General features: G+C 56.6%; 13 protein-coding genes. 8 read left to right on the top strand and 5 right to left on the bottom strand.

The window, feature by feature from the left end; all coding sequences use genetic code 11:
- Positions 1–35 precede the first annotated feature (35 nt).
- The 7 genes from AC2FEB_RS00325 to AC2FEB_RS00295 all read left to right on the top strand — a co-directional run bounded on the left by AC2FEB_RS00325 (position 36) and on the right by AC2FEB_RS00295 (position 7,987).
- Positions 36–578, top strand: a complete 543-nt coding sequence (locus AC2FEB_RS00325; RefSeq protein ID WP_496670832.1) for a 3-hydroxyanthranilate 3,4-dioxygenase — start codon at positions 36–38, stop codon at positions 576–578.
- A 22-nt stretch (positions 579–600) separates the two neighbouring features.
- Complete coding sequence (locus AC2FEB_RS00320) at positions 601–1,575, top strand: TRAP transporter substrate-binding protein (protein ID WP_496670834.1); 975 nt, start codon at positions 601–603, stop codon at positions 1,573–1,575.
- 63 nt (positions 1,576–1,638) lie between these two features.
- Complete coding sequence (locus AC2FEB_RS00315) at positions 1,639–2,172, top strand: TRAP transporter small permease (protein WP_496670837.1); 534 nt, start codon at positions 1,639–1,641, stop codon at positions 2,170–2,172.
- Entirely contained in the window at positions 2,169–3,428 is a 1,260-nt protein-coding gene (locus AC2FEB_RS00310; RefSeq protein ID WP_496670839.1) for a TRAP transporter large permease, read from the top strand. The genes AC2FEB_RS00315 and AC2FEB_RS00310 overlap by 4 nt, the downstream gene beginning before the upstream one ends.
- Positions 3,429–3,549: 121 nt before the next feature.
- Positions 3,550–4,098 (top strand): thioredoxin family protein, encoded by a 549-nt coding sequence (locus AC2FEB_RS00305; RefSeq protein WP_496670841.1) that lies wholly within the window; start codon positions 3,550–3,552, stop codon positions 4,096–4,098.
- 3 nt (positions 4,099–4,101) lie between these two features.
- On the top strand, positions 4,102–4,479 hold the full coding sequence (locus AC2FEB_RS00300; RefSeq protein ID WP_496670844.1) for a VOC family protein: 378 nt from the start codon (positions 4,102–4,104) through the stop codon (positions 4,477–4,479).
- 187 nt (positions 4,480–4,666) lie between these two features.
- The gene (locus tag AC2FEB_RS00295; RefSeq protein WP_496670846.1) at positions 4,667–7,987 is read left to right on the top strand and encodes an ATP-binding protein; all 3,321 of its coding nucleotides are present in this window, start codon (positions 4,667–4,669) and stop codon (positions 7,985–7,987) included.
- Positions 7,988–8,073: 86 nt separating this feature from the next.
- On the opposite strand, the gene AC2FEB_RS00290 is transcribed toward AC2FEB_RS00295, so the two are convergent.
- Both AC2FEB_RS00290 and AC2FEB_RS00285 read right to left on the bottom strand, forming a co-directional pair.
- Positions 8,074–9,081: a D-cysteine desulfhydrase family protein gene (locus tag AC2FEB_RS00290; RefSeq protein ID WP_496670848.1), complete on the bottom strand. Its 1,008-nt coding sequence runs from the start codon at positions 9,079–9,081 to the stop codon at positions 8,074–8,076.
- A 226-nt stretch (positions 9,082–9,307) separates the two neighbouring features.
- Positions 9,308–10,000 carry a Crp/Fnr family transcriptional regulator gene (locus AC2FEB_RS00285; protein WP_117873440.1) on the bottom strand — a complete coding sequence of 231 codons (693 nt, stop codon included), beginning with the start codon at positions 9,998–10,000 and terminating at the stop codon, positions 9,308–9,310.
- 187 nt (positions 10,001–10,187) lie between these two features.
- On the opposite strand from AC2FEB_RS00285, the gene hemA reads away from it, so the two are divergent.
- A complete protein-coding gene (gene hemA / locus AC2FEB_RS00280; protein ID WP_496670851.1) occupies positions 10,188–11,411 on the top strand; it encodes a 5-aminolevulinate synthase in 1,224 nt (407 codons plus the stop codon).
- Between the two features lie 54 nt (positions 11,412–11,465).
- On the opposite strand, the gene AC2FEB_RS00275 is transcribed toward hemA, so the two are convergent.
- From AC2FEB_RS00275 to AC2FEB_RS00265, 3 genes are read right to left on the bottom strand one after another with little or no spacing between them, the layout of a single operon-like run.
- The gene (locus AC2FEB_RS00275) at positions 11,466–11,753 is read right to left on the bottom strand and encodes a cytochrome C oxidase subunit IV family protein (protein WP_117873444.1); all 288 of its coding nucleotides are present in this window, start codon (positions 11,751–11,753) and stop codon (positions 11,466–11,468) included.
- Between the two features lie 5 nt (positions 11,754–11,758).
- The gene (locus AC2FEB_RS00270; RefSeq protein WP_496670854.1) at positions 11,759–12,307 is read right to left on the bottom strand and encodes a cytochrome c oxidase subunit 3; all 549 of its coding nucleotides are present in this window, start codon (positions 12,305–12,307) and stop codon (positions 11,759–11,761) included.
- Positions 12,304–14,226, bottom strand: coding sequence for a nitric oxide reductase activation protein NorD (locus AC2FEB_RS00265; protein WP_496670857.1), 1,923 nt, complete (start codon positions 14,224–14,226; stop codon positions 12,304–12,306). Before AC2FEB_RS00265 ends, AC2FEB_RS00270 begins: the two co-directional genes overlap by 4 nt.
- Position 14,227: the final 1 nt, after the last annotated feature.

Below are 14,227 nucleotides of genomic sequence, written 5' to 3'. Positions count from 1 at the left end.
AAACGCGGCAAACTTTCCAGGATAGGGAGTGGGACATGTCAAAACTGAAAGCGTTCAACTTTAAGACCTGGATCGACGAGCATCGCCATCTGCTCAAGCCGCCCGTAGGGAATCGTCAGGTTTGGGAAAATGCCGATCTGATGGTTACCGTTGTAGGTGGGCCAAACAAGCGAACCGATTACCACGATGATCCGGTTGAAGAATTCTTCTACCAGCTTGAAGGCGACATGGTGCTGAAAATCTATGACGGAGAGGAGTTCTATGATGTTCCGATCCGTGAAGGTGAAGTTTTCCTGCTGCCTCCGCATGTGCGCCATTCACCTCAGCGACCGCAGGAAGGCTCAATCGGGCTTGTGATCGAACCCAAACGCCAGACCGGAGAGCTGGATGCCATCGAATGGTATTGTTTTGAGTGCGGTTCGCTGGTGCATCGTGCGGAAATGCAGCTAAAGTCCATCGTTGATGACCTGCCTCCGGTTTATCAGAAGTTCTATGCCTCGGAAGAAGACCGCACCTGCCCGAACTGTCAGGCGGTGCACCCGGGCAAGGAACCGCCCAAGGGTTGGGTCACGTTATAAACAAGATCAAACAGGGGAAGTCATGAAACATATTGTAAAAATCGCCGCCTCTGCGGCTGTGCTGGCCATTGCGTCTGTTGCCGCTCAGGCAGAGGAGTTCCGGCTGGGTCTGATCACACCGCCACCACATATTTGGACAAAGGCCGCCGAAGCGTTTGGCACTGACCTAAACGAGGCAAGCGACGGCGCGCATTCAGTGTCGGTTTTCCCGGCCCGCCAGTTGGGCAATGAGGCCGAAATGCTGCAGCAATTGCAGACCGGCGCGTTGGACATGGCCTTCATGACAGTGGCGGAGGTTTCGAACCGAGCGCCTGAATTGGGCGCATTCTACGCCCCCTATCTGGCAGATGACATTGGTCATGCGGGGCGCATCCTGCGGTCTGACACGGCCAAATCCATGCTGGAACCCCTGCCGGGTCAGGTTGGTGTTGTGGGCTTGGGATATGGGATGGCCGGGCTACGCCAGATTGTCAGTCGCGGTGAGGTTTCTTCCGCCGACGATCTTTCGGGCCTGAAACTGCGGATCACGCCCTTCACGCCGATCCTGGATTTCTACAATGCGGTGGGGGCAGCGCCCACGCCAATGCCATTGCCTGCGGTCTATGATGCCTTGGCGAACGGTCAGGTCGATGCCATAGACATGGATGCCGAGCTGATCTGGGTTCTGAAATATTATGAGCACGCCGACACGATCGTGCAATCGGATCATATGATGTTCCCAATGGTCGGGCTGGTTTCGGCCAAGGTTTGGGCCGGATTGTCTGAAGAAGACCGCGCGATGATTGCGGAACTGATGGCCAAACATGTCGACAGCACCATCGACGCGTATGTCGAAAATGATGCCAAATGGCTGGAACAGATCGAGGGAACAGGCAAGGCCTATAAAAAGGTCGATGCCTCGTTCTTTGGCGACGCGATTGAAGAATGGAACGGGATCTGGTCCGAGAAAACCTCTTCCCTTGACGCTTTGCGGCAGACTGCGGCAGAAACAAAATAACGAAAACGACATGACGAAAAGGGCGCAGGTCGATCCTGCGCCCTTTCTCACGGGAGAACAGCGATGTTGTATCGGCTGTCGGCCGGCTTGGCGCGGGTCGAATTGTGGTGTGCCGCCTTTCTGGCGGTCTGCATAACGCTTTTGATTTTGTTGAATGTTGTAACACGCACCGCCGGAAACGCCCTGTTCTGGGTCGATGAGCTGGCGATATACGCCATGGTCTGGATGACATTTCTGGGGGCGTCAGCCGCGTTGCATCATCGCAGTTCGGTGTCGATTTCCATTGTTTCCGACAATGTGCCTGATCACGCGAAACGGATGATCCGCAAGAGTGTGGACGTGGTCGTGTTCGCCTTTTCCCTTGCGATGCTGTGGTTTTGCTGGCGCTGGTTCCTTCCGCTGGACATCGCCCAAAGCGGCTTTGACACCGAGGCCTTTCAAGGTCAGACATTCAATTTCATCTATGCCGAGCCGACACTGACCCTTGGCCTGCCGAAATATCTGTTCTGGTTGGTGATGTGGCTCTTTGCGCTTGGCGCGACGCTGCATTCTACCATGCATCTGCTAAGCGCTTCGGGGCAGGGGTCGCGGCCATGAGCCCCATCATCTTTCTGGTCACTCTGCTTCTGTCTGTGCCTGTGGCGATCGTGTTGGCCGTCACGGCCATCTGGTACATCTGGGAAAGCGGTAACACGGTTCTTTACGACAGTTTCGCGCAGAAGATGTTTGGAGGTCTTGAAAACTACGGCCTTCTGGCCATTCCGCTGTTCATGTTGACGGGCGAGTTGATGAACGAAGGCGGTATGACCCGGCGCCTTGTCGCATTGGCGCGGGTCTTTGTCGGCGGGTTTCGCGGTGGTCTGGCGTATATCAACCTGCTTGCCAACATGTTCATGGCAGCGATCATCGGCTCTGCAACAGCGCAGATTGCAGTCATGTCGCGCGCTATGGTTCCTGCGATGGAAGAGGAAGGCTATGACAAGGGGTTTGCCGCTGCCACTACTGCCGCAGGCGGGCTTCTGGCTCCGGTCATACCGCCGTCGATGATGTTTGTCATCTTCGGCGTACTGGCACAGATCCCGATTGGTGACATGTTCATTGCCGGGATTCTGCCCGGTTTTATCTTGGCTGCTTCATTCGCTTTGGTCATTACCTTGATTGGGTGGCGGCAGCAGTTCCCGAAAGGGAACTGGATGACACGCAGCGAAACCATCAAGGCCGTGATCAGCGCCGCCCCTGCCCTGCTGATCCCGATGTCGATCATAGGTGGTATTCTGTTCGGGATCGCCACACCGACCGAATCCGCCGCAATCGCATCCCTGATCGCGTTTTTGGTGGGCTGGTTGGTTTACGGGGACCTGAAGCCGGGCAACCTGGCACAGATGTTCAAACGCACGGCGGCCAATGCCTCGATGATCCTGTTCATGATCTCGGCAGCCAGCGTGTTCGGCTGGGTCATAATCTATGAGGAAATACCACAGCAACTGGCTGGGCTGATTACCTCCGTCACTTCGGACCCGTTCGTGTTCTTGCTGATAGTGAATCTGGCGCTTTTGCTGGTTGGAATGGTGATCGATGGCATCGCCGCGATTATCCTGATCACTCCGATCCTGCTGCCAATTGCAACCGGTTCATACGATATCAGCCCCTATCAATTTGGCATTGTTGCCTGCCTGAACCTTGTGCTTGGGCTGATGACACCCCCGGTCGGGATCGGATTGTACATCGCCTCATCCATGAGCGGCACATCGCCCGGCTCAATCCTGAAATCGCTTTGGCCATTCCTGATCGCGGTAACTTTGGTTTTGCTTCTGCTCAGCTATTTTCCAAGCCTGTCAACGCTGCTGATCTGATTTGGATACGTTTTCCGGTCGTAATCAGTTGAAAATTTAGCGCCGGAAATCACGCTCTACTTATCGGTTCCTGTCAGCTAAGCTGGCGGGAACACGTCAACAGGTCACAAAAAAGGTTTTCATGCTGCTCGACACTCCTATCTGCGATTTCGGCTGGCAGGCCCCGGATTTCACGCTCAGGGACCCGAATGGTCATTCTTTCACCATGTCCGATCACCTGCAAAACGGATTGCTGATCGCCTTTATCTGCAACCACTGCCCTTATGTCAAAACAATCACTGACCGGCTTGCACAGGACACGGGCCTGTTGATGTCGAAAGGGATTGGGGTATTGGCGGTCATGTCAAACGACTATCGGGAGTATCCCGAAGATACACCGCAGAAAATGCTGGAATTCGCGAGGGAAAATGGGTTCAACTTTCCCTATCTCGTAGACGAAGGTCAAACCATAGGAAAGGCCTATGGTGCTGTTTGCACACCCGATTTCTTTGGGCTGAATGCGGATGGAAGACTGCAATACCGTGGCCGTCTGGACAATCTGGGCCGCAGCCAGACAGGCGAGCGCGAACCGGAGCTGGTCAATGCCATGCTGCAGATTGCACAGACCGGGCAAGGTCCCCGGCATCAGAGTCCGTCAATGGGATGTTCGATCAAATGGACGCGAGGCTAGGTCATGGGGATCGCTACGCTGGATCATGTCAACCTGCGCACTACACGTTTGGAGGAGATGATCGAATGGTACAGAAAAGTGCTGGGGATGCAGGTCGGCCCACGCCCGCCCTTCCCCTTTCCCGGAGCCTGGCTTTATGTCGGTGGACACGCTTACGTGCATCTTGTTGGTGTCGAGATCGAAGCCGCGGGATCGGAGGCCGAGCTGAAGCTCGAGCATTTCGCCTTTTCGGCAAACGGGTTGGACAGTTTCGAAGCTCACCTCAAAGTAAACGATGTTCTCTATCGCCGTGCGGTTCTGACGGCAGTCAATATAGTGCAGTTGAATGTCTGGGATCCGGACGGCAATCATGTCCACATCGATTTTCCGGCTGACGAATAAGGGCGAAAGTCGCCGATATTTTTGGCCAGTAAACAGTTTCTCTCTCAATTTGAAGACTTGACCCGAATTGCTGGGTCGTCCTTGATAGGGTTAGATTTCTCCCGACTACTCCCGGGTAAATTGTACTGGCTAAAAAGAAATGGGGACTGCATGGCATCGCGCCACCGCCGACATGCATGGCAGTCGAATGACTGATACTAAGGACTGGCTGGCCAGACACGGCTTGTCCAAATATGTCGATGCCTTTTCACGGCACGAGATCGAGCTGGGCGATCTGTCGGAACTGAGTGACGATGACCTTGTCACAATTGGCCTGCCCCTAGGACCAAGGCGCCGCTTTCTGAAAGCCATTCGGGAAGAAAACCAAGGGCCCGCAGCAACACAACGCGCAAGTCAGGTACCCAACATCGTTGCCGAGCGTAGACAGCTGACGGTCATGTTCATCGATCTTGTTGGGTCGACGGCTATATCGCAGAAGCTGGACCCCGAAGATCTGGCCGAAGTTCTGAGACTGTTCAAGGAAACCTGCGCTGCTGCAGTTGCGGCTTTTGATGGTCATATCGCTAGTTACTATGGCGATGGCATCATGGTGTTTTTTGGTTTTCCGCATGCGCATGAAGACGATCCGGAACGTGCCATTCATGCAGGTCTTCGAATTATTCGCGAAATTCCGGAAATCCGCACGCATGCACATCTTGAAGTCCGCATCGGGATCGCGACCGGCCTGGTTGTCGTCGGTGACCTGCGGGGAGAGAAGATGTTCGAAGACGGCACGGCCATGGGCGAGACCCCGAACCTGGCCGCACGGCTTCAATCGATGGCGGATCCGGGTACAATGATTGTGGCGCCGACGACCCAGGAACTGGCGGGTGAAGCTTTCGAATATGTGCGCCGCGGCACTTTTCAATTGAAAGGCTTTGCCAAAGAGGTCGAAGCTTGGCAGGTCACCGGCACGCGCCAGACTGTCAGCCGCTTCCTTGCGGCAGACGACGCCCGGATGAGTTCATTGGTCGGGCGCACGCAGGAGCACGAAACCCTTCAAAGCAAGTGGAGGCTGGCCTGCCAGGGCCATGGTCAGGTGGTGTCGGTCTCGGGCGAGGCGGGTATAGGAAAGTCCAGGCTGATCGAAGAGCTTCGCCGCAAGATCCCGGGTCCAGACCATCAGCAGCTACGCTTTCAGTGTTCACCCTTCCATGATGCAAGTGCGCTGTACCCGATCATTCGCCAGCTTGAAAATGCAGCCGAACTTCGGGCTAATGACGGCGCGGACGAAAAGTTGGAAAAGATTTCCAGCATCCTGGGCGATCCTTCTGAAGGGTCACTGAAACTGGCTGCGACACTATTGTCGGTCCCGTTTGAAGACAGGCTTGGCCCGCTGGATCTGACCCCTGAGCAGATCATGAAGCAGACGCTGGAAATGCTGGTCAATCATATGATCAACTCGGCGCAGGAAACCCCGACCCTCTTGCTGTTTGAAGATGCGCATTGGATCGACCCAACGACAATGACACTGCTTGACCGGCTTGTGAACCGGATTGGGGACGCGCGCCTGCTGATGGTAATGAGTTATCGTACGGGCTTTGATCCGGGCTGGCCACAATCACACAACCTGATGCACGTCGCGCTCCAACAACTGGACTTCGTGCAGGTCAAAGAGATCGTGAACGATATTGCCAAAGGCAAAACCGTCCCGGACGAAGTTTACCATCTGATCGCCGCCAGATCCAACGGTGTCCCGCTTTTCGTGGAAGAGGTGACAAAGGATTTGCTGGAATCCGATCTTCTGACTGAACGTGCTGATGCCTATACGCTGGACCGGTCCACGCCATCGCCTCCTGTACCGAAAACACTGCACGACGCGTTGATGGCACGCCTTGACCGACTGAGCTCAGCCAAGGAAGTCGCACAGATTGGTGCTGTCATTGGCCCGCAATTCTCTTATCCGATGATTGCAAGCGTTTCCCGTTTTAACGAACGGGCGTTACGTTCCGGCCTGGATTCGCTCGTGGATGCCGGGATCGTGATTGTCTCAGCTTCAGAGCCCGAGGAAACGTTCAGTTACCGCCACGCTCTCATTCGCGACACCGCTTACAACAGCCTGCTGAAACGGGAGAGGAGAACGCTTCATGCTCGTGTGGTCGAAGCACTGAACTCTTCGTCAGTGCATGACAATTTCGCCGAACCGGAAATTCTGGCTCATCACTACACGATGGCAGATATGCCGGATGAAGCGATTGAACAATGGTATCAGGCCGGACAACGTGCCGTTGAACGCTCGGCCGGGATCGAAGCGGCCACTCAGCTAGGTCGTGCCATCGCGTTGCTGGAACAGCAGGATGACTCGGTTGACCGCGACCGCAAGGAAACCAAAATACAAACGTTGCGGGCTGGCGTTCTTCGCTCGACCGCTGGCATCGCGGCCGACGAAACGGGGGCGGTATATGCCCGGATCCGCGACTTGTGTAATCGGCTGGGCGAAACCGAACAATTGTTTCCCGTGCTCAATGGACTCTATGCGTATCATCTGGTCCGCGGTGAATACGACCTTGCCAAGGACGTCGCGGCGCAGTTGCTGGAACTGGCCAATCTGACCGAAGAAACGCACCACACGATGATTGCCCACCGGGCCATGGGTGCCGTCTTGTTGCATATCGGGCACCAGGACACCGCCTATGATCACCTACGGCAGGCATTGCATTTGTATGATCCTCAGCAGCACAGCCGCCTTGCCTATGTCTATGGAACGGATCATGCTGCCATTACATCGTGCTTTTTAAGCATAACAGTCTGGTTGCGCGGGGAACCTGATCGCGCACTTGAGATCCAGCATCAGGCAGTCGCAACCGCACAGGAACTGGATCACGCGCATAGTCTGGCCCAGACCCTGACGTATCTTTGTATGCTGCACCTGTTGCGGCGTGAACCGGAACAAGTTTACGACGTTGCCGCTCGCCTTGAAGAACTGGCAACCAAACACACCTTCCCCTTCATGAAATTGACGGCGAATGTCTGGCGTTGCTGGGCAGACGCGCAGATCACGCCTGGCCCAGAAACGATCCGTGCAATGCGTGAGGCGTCCGAAGCCTGGTGGGCCAGCGGGGCTGGAAACTACAAGCCGGTGTTCCTGACGGCCCTTGCCGAAGCGTCATTGACAGCGGGCGAACCGATGGCAGCGCAGCGCCTGCTGGATGAAGCACGTGAACAGCAGGTACTGACCCATGAAGGGTGGGCTCAAGCGGAAACAGATCGGATACAGGCGTTGGTGCGGTCCACGGACAATGCTGCTGACGATCTGTTCATGGACGCTCTGAAAACCGCACGCGAACAGCAGGCAAGGATGTTCGAACTGCGAACAGCCGTGGATTACGTGCAAACTTGCGGCCACTTTGACTGCACACCGGCCTCGCCCCCTGATCTTCGAGACATACTGGGAAAGATTGTCGGTGGCACACAGACCCGCGATGTTGCGCAGGCCATGTCTTTGCTCGATCAAGTGAAACTATCGTAGATAACCTTTGTCGGCCTTTTCGACGGGCAATAACCTTCCGTCCATCCCATCGCCCTGAAAGTAAGGGCGCTCAAAAGGTAGTTGCATCAACTCGATTGCAACTCATCCTGATATCCAAACAACGCCGGTTGGCCGCCTGTGTGCAGCAGAACTACTTTCTGGCCTTTGCGGATGACGCCTTGTTCAAGCAACCCTAAAAGCCCTGCAAAGGTTTTGGCAGAATAAACGGGATCCAGAAGGATGCCCTCAACGCGCGCCATGAGGGTCAGTGCTTCGCGGGCTGCCCGACCAATCCGCCCATATCCAGGTGCCAGGGCGCCGTCCCAAGTATAGATGTCTCCCGTAACCAAAACAGGGTCGAAACCCATCATGGTTGCTAATCGCCCCAAGACCTTTTGCAGACGCGCTTTCTGCTGGTTCTGATCGCGGCGAACGCATATGCCGTAAACAGGTGCAGACTGCCCGACCAAACGCAATCCGGCCAGGAACCCCCCATGTGTAGACCCGCTGCCAGACGGCACCACCGCTGCGTCGAAATCGCAGATCTGCGCATGCAACTCGGCTGCCCCTGCCACATAACCCAACGCCCCCAACGGAGGGTGATCGACGCCCAGATGGATCACATACGGTTTTCGCCCCTCAGCAACCAGTTGGTCGGCGCGTTCGTGAAGAGCGTTGTCGGCACCTGCCTCGTCCTCACCCCTGGGGTAGCTCATATGTTCGGCCCCCAGAAGCTGGGCCAGAAGAACATTTCCGGATCGATGGTAACATTCTCCCATATTCGCCACACGTTCTTCCAGTTGAAGGATGGATGACATTCCCAGTTTTGCTGAGGCTGCGGCTGCCGTGCGTACAAAATTGGATTGAACCGCGCCCGTGATCAGGATGGTGTCGGCCCTCTGCTGAAGTGCCTCACCCAAATAAAATTCCAGCTGACGGGTCTTGTTGCCACCGAAGCTGAGCCCGGTCAGGTCGTCTCGTTTGATCCACAGATCCAGCCCCAGTTGGTCAGAAAGACGCTCAAGCCGTTCTACCGGGGTGACCGATGTCATCAACTTCGCGCGGGGAAAGCTTGAAAGCGCCTCGTCAATCATAAACCCTGTGCCCCTTCATATTCATGCAAGCGACTCGTGCCGATGGTTGGCACTGCTGACAAAGATAAAGAGGACACTGCCAGCGCGGAAGACAACTGATCAAGCCAAAAGGCTGATCGCGCGCAAAAGCGCTTGACTGAGAAGCCCCCATTTGAACGGTGCCAGCTTTGGATCCTATGTATTCCGCGAAACTACAATTTCGATGGACTTGGCCGCCGGTGGAAATTTACTTCTCACTCGGATCGCTTTCAGCGTAGTTCCGCAAGTCATCCATGTCAGCGATATCCGCGTGGTTCCTGTCGATCTTGACACCAACAGGTTTCAATCGCGAAAACGCGCGGCTCAGGCTTTCAGGCTTCATTCCCAGACGTCCGGCGATCAGCATCTTGTCGTAAGGCAGTTCCACCTCGCACTGACCGGAATCCCGATCGCACAGATTCAACAGAAACTCTGCAACACGTTGCGCCCCGGTCTGCGCCTTCAATTGCTCCAGCTGGGACACCAGAGCATGCAGATGCGTGAACGTGGCAGCCAGAATTGACACCCCGATTTCCGGGTCTTCCTTCATCAGTGACAACAGCACCGGGCTGGGGATGTGCATCACTTCACAGGCTGAAACGGCTTCGGCTGAAACGGGATATGGCACATTACGCAGCGCAACGGCCTCACCAAAGCTTTCTCCACGGGTGAAAACGCTCACCACCGCCTCCGCCCCGGTCGGAGAGATACGGAACAGCTTGACCCATCCGGCCAGCACGACGTGTACAGCCTTGGCTTCTTCCTCTTGCAGAAAGATCGTCTCGCCACGGTCATACTGCCGCCAAATCGCCTGCCTCAGCAAAGTATCCACATGCTGATCCGGCAGGCTGCGCAGAAGCAGAGACTGCCGCGCAATCGCCTTTTGTGCCTCGTGTGGCATGAAGGCACTCCCTTCTTCATCCAGTCCGGGCGATGGCCCGGGTAATCATCCCCAATGCCCTGCTATGCCAAAGCCGGCGTGTCAGGGCCAGCCTTTTTCTTGAAGATCAACTTGACAATTGTCATGTCGTGGCGCCCATCGCTGCCCTAGGGTCGGTTCACAGCCAGTTATCCGGGGAGCATGTCAGATGGATTTCGAGCGATTTTTCAGCCAGAGCCTCGACGCTTTGAAAGATGAAGGGAACTATCGGGTTTTCATCGACTTGCAGCGACGCTGCGGAGCTTTCCCGAATGCACGCCAGACCGATGGAGCAATCCAGCGGGATGTACGCATCTGGTGCTCGAATGACTACTTGGGTATGGGACAACACGCGTCGGTCATCAACGCCATGCACGATGCGCTGGAGCGTTGTGGCGCCGGTGCAGGCGGGACGCGGAATATTTCGGGCACTACGCACGACCACGTCTTGCTTGAGACAGAATTGGCAGACCTCCACGGCAAAGAGTCCGCTTTGCTGTTCACCTCGGGCTACGTGTCAAACTGGGCCGCTCTGGGGACGCTGGCTGCGAAGATCCCCGGTCTGATTGTTTTCTCTGATGCGCTGAACCATGCCTCGATGATCGAAGGCATCCGCCACTCACGGGCGCAGAAGGTAATCTGGAAACATAACGACCTTGAAGACCTGGAGGCCAAGCTGGCCGCCGCAGACCCGAACGCGCCCAAGATGATCGCCTTTGAATCCGTGTATTCCATGGATGGTGATATCGCGCCGATCAAGGAAATCTGCGACTTGGCCGACAAATACGGCGCGATGACCTATCTGGACGAAGTTCACGCCGTCGGCCTCTATGGCCCACGCGGCGGTGGCATTGCCGAGCGCGAGGGCCTGATGGATCGCCTGACCGTGATTGAAGGTACGTTGGGGAAGGCCTTTGGCGTGGTTGGTGGGTACATCGCAGCGTCGGCAGCTCTGTGTGATTTCGTTCGCAGCTTTGCCAGCGGCTTCATCTTCACCACTGCCTTGCCGCCTTCGATCGCAGCCGGTGCTGCAGCATCTATCCGGCATCTGAAGCAGTCAAGCGCAGAGCGTGATCTGCAAAAAGCCCGTGTGGATCAGGTGCGCGCCCGTCTGGATGCGGAAGGAATTCCGCATCTGCCGAACCCCAGCCATATCATCCCGGTGATGGTAGGAGACCCGGTGAAGTGCAAGTTTATCTCGGATACGCTTCTTGAAGAATTCGGCATCTACATCCAGCCGATCAACTATCCCACTGTTCCTAAAGGAACCGAACGCTTACGGATCACGCCGTCCCCGGTTCACACAGATGAGGATATTGATCATCTGGTTGGTGCCTTGTCGGCGCTGTGGCAACGCTGTCAGATTGCGCGGATACCACAGGCCGCTCAGTAACCAAGGCCCCCTTTGCTTGAATACTGCCGCCTCTCGGGGCGGCATTTTTTTGTCTCAGACCAGATAGAGCGCAAAAATCACTGCGGAAAAACCCACCAGTACCATAGTGAACCCGCGCAGCCAGCTTTGGCTGTTCTCCAAATCCAAGTAGTGTTTCAGGATCACGCGAGCTTTGATCAACGCCAACAACACGATACCGCCAGCAATGACTGCGGTTGGCGCGCCAATCAGAGTAAGCAGCGCAGATCCGGCGCTGAGGGCCAACAGCCCAAGCCACGCTTGGGTCAGGGGGCTCAGCGACCTCTGGCGGGAATTTTTGGCCAAAGATGAAGGTTGGACCATCTGTTTTATCCCAGCAGATAGATCACTGGGAACAGCATGATCCAGATCAGGTCGACCATGTGCCAGAATTGCGCGCCAGCTTCTATGTTGCCAGGGTCATCACGCCACGCCACCAGCAACAGAATTCCAACCCCGGCTAGTACGTGCGCAGCATGAAAGCCGGTCAGCAAGTAATAAAACAGAAAGAATGGGTGCGTTTCGTAACCAATCCCCTGGGACGCCTTGTCGGCATACTCCGTACCCTTAATGATCAGGAACACGACACCCAGAAGCGCGGCAAGGATCAACGCCAAACGGGCCAGCGAACGCTGCATGTTTCGCCGCCATTGCAACGCCTGTGCAGCCAGATAGCCAGATGTCACCAAAACCGCTGTGTTCAATGCCGCGCCGGTGCGATGCAGATGCGACTGCGCCTCTGCAAAACCAGCCGGATCGGTCAGGCGCACGCCCAGGAAGGCGATCATCCCCGCGCCAAAAACCAGCAGCTCCGAAATGATGAGAACCCACATCAGGAACTCGCCCGGTAGTTCGTCGATCAGAGAGGCATCACTCATGCGCCGACCAACTGGCGGTAGATTTGCGGCAGCGCCATGGTCAGGCGATGCGGATCAGGAATGACCGCGAAACCACCCTGCCCGAACATCCGCGGAAACCAGCTTTTGCCTGTTCTATCGATGGTGACGCCGAACACTGACTGTCCGGCGCGACGCGCCTCACGGACGGCCATGCAGGTGTCTTCGATGCCGTGGCGCCCCTCGTAGTGATCCAGATCGTTTGGTTTACCGTCCGTTATGACCAGCAGCAATCGGCGCTTGCGGGACTGGCTTGCCAGGTCTGCTGAACAGTGCCGGATTGCCGCGCCCAACCTTGTGTAATGTCCGGGGCGCAGCGACGCGATGCGCTGTTCAACTTTGGTTCCCATCTGCTCGTCAAACCGTTTGCAACACTGCACATAGACGCGCTGACGCTTGAGGGAACTAAACGCATGAATGGCGAAATCGTCACCACACGCGTTCAGGCCCCAGGCCAATGCGCCCAGCGCCTCGCGTTCGATATCGATCACGGCGCGACCAGTGACGGCGCTTTCAGTCGAGCGGCTGACGTCCAGCAGGATCGAGACCGCCAGATCACGGGCCTCGGGACGGGATTGCATCCAGACGCGTTCCGTCCCTTCACCATTTGCGCAGCGGTCAACCTGCGCCCGAACGGCGGCTTCCACATCCAGCTGGTCTCCGTCCAGATGGCCCCGAGTCATCACACGCCCCGGGCGCAGCGCCTCGAATTGGCGCTTGACGGCACGAATGCGGCGTGCAGTTGCCGGATCCTTGCCAAACTCGGCGGCATCGTCGCGGATATCGGCATCCGAAAGCAGAACGTTCACATGATCCGGCAGATACTGACCCGTCCGCACATCCCATTCGGGATATAGAATGCGACCTGACAGACGTTCGCGGTTGACGTCCTCGGGCGCCAAATCAAGGTGAAGCTTCAACTTGGTAGGTGGCGCTTTTGAAATCTGGCCAAGACCGATCTCTTCCTGATCGTCAGCCGCCTTCTTGGCGTTGTCGGGATCGTCGTCATCGATGCGACGGTTGATATTCAGGAATTCGGCCCAGCTAAGGATGGCTTCGAACTTGTGCAGAATGAAACTGTCGCTGCGCTCGGCCTGATCTGATTTGCGGCGCCGGGCGCGGTGTGTCTTTTCGCCGGATTCCTCTGGCGGGCCTTCAGTATCGGGGTTTTCAACCTCGTTGTGTTCCGAGAACCCAACTGCCCGCAATTCCGGCCACAGGGGAACCGGGCGCATCGGCTGATAGCCGCGCGGAGCGATCAGGTCGTCGTCAAGTGCCAGAAGTTGCTCGGCCTGATCCGACAAGGGTTTGGGATCGCCCAGCATATGACGGATCAGTTCTTCGACCGCAGCCTCGGCAGGCGGCAGACTGGGGATGTCGCGCTGATACAGCACGCCCTTGCAAAGCTCAGTATAAAGCGGACGCAAGCCAAGCGCGTCGTCCAGAGTCGCCTCGACCATGTGCCGGGCGGCAATCAAGGCACGCAGGTCGGCAAGCAGTGGATCGTCTTCATCAATTCGGGTTCCGGCATGGGCAGCGGCGGCGGCCAACCAGACATAGAGCGCGCCATTAGCTTCGCGCGCCGGGAATACGGCCAGACGGTCGGGCAAGCGCAAAACCTCTCCATCAAACGAGGCGCGCGACATCAATTCCACTTCGGTTGCAAGTTTGCGGCGCCAACTCAGGCGATGACGCGAAACCTCGGGTGAGACCGGGCGCAATTCAACGCCCGGACTACCCCCGAGCCCCCGAAAGAGGACTGCCAGCCGCCCCGCGACCTCAGAAAGGTCGACCGCGGCTCCAACATGCACCTGGGGTGCATCGAGGCGGCTGGCAAGGGTGTGCCACAGTTTCCCGATCGTTTCTTCGGGTTCCCATGGCTCAAAGTCGATCCTGACCATC

The organism is Ruegeria sp. YTSC106, assembly GCF_059609765.1.
Note: the sequence above shows the minus strand (reverse complement) of the source record. Positions and strands in the feature narration are given on the sequence as shown.

Bases quoted from the DNA above. Each gene is read 5' to 3' on its own strand.
- AC2FEB_RS00300 (WP_496670844.1), top strand. From the start codon at position 4,102: ATGGGGATCGCTACGCTGGATCATGTCAACCTGCGCACTACACGTTTG.
- AC2FEB_RS00325 (WP_496670832.1), top strand. From the start codon at position 36: ATGTCAAAACTGAAAGCGTTCAACTTTAAGACCTGGATCGACGAGCAT.
- AC2FEB_RS00305 (WP_496670841.1), top strand. From the start codon at position 3,550: ATGCTGCTCGACACTCCTATCTGCGATTTCGGCTGGCAGGCCCCGGAT.
- AC2FEB_RS00270 (WP_496670854.1), bottom strand. From the start codon at position 12,307: ATGAGTGATGCCTCTCTGATCGACGAACTACCGGGCGAGTTCCTGATG.
- AC2FEB_RS00310 (WP_496670839.1), top strand. From the start codon at position 2,169: ATGAGCCCCATCATCTTTCTGGTCACTCTGCTTCTGTCTGTGCCTGTG.
- AC2FEB_RS00320 (WP_496670834.1), top strand. From the start codon at position 601: ATGAAACATATTGTAAAAATCGCCGCCTCTGCGGCTGTGCTGGCCATT.
- AC2FEB_RS00295 (WP_496670846.1), top strand. From the start codon at position 4,667: ATGACTGATACTAAGGACTGGCTGGCCAGACACGGCTTGTCCAAATAT.
- AC2FEB_RS00285 (WP_117873440.1), bottom strand. From the start codon at position 10,000: ATGCCACACGAGGCACAAAAGGCGATTGCGCGGCAGTCTCTGCTTCTG.
- AC2FEB_RS00315 (WP_496670837.1), top strand. From the start codon at position 1,639: ATGTTGTATCGGCTGTCGGCCGGCTTGGCGCGGGTCGAATTGTGGTGT.
- AC2FEB_RS00265 (WP_496670857.1), bottom strand. From the start codon at position 14,226: ATGGTCAGGATCGACTTTGAGCCATGGGAACCCGAAGAAACGATCGGG.
- AC2FEB_RS00290 (WP_496670848.1), bottom strand. From the start codon at position 9,081: ATGATTGACGAGGCGCTTTCAAGCTTTCCCCGCGCGAAGTTGATGACA.
- hemA (WP_496670851.1), top strand. From the start codon at position 10,188: ATGGATTTCGAGCGATTTTTCAGCCAGAGCCTCGACGCTTTGAAAGAT.
- AC2FEB_RS00275 (WP_117873444.1), bottom strand. From the start codon at position 11,753: ATGGTCCAACCTTCATCTTTGGCCAAAAATTCCCGCCAGAGGTCGCTG.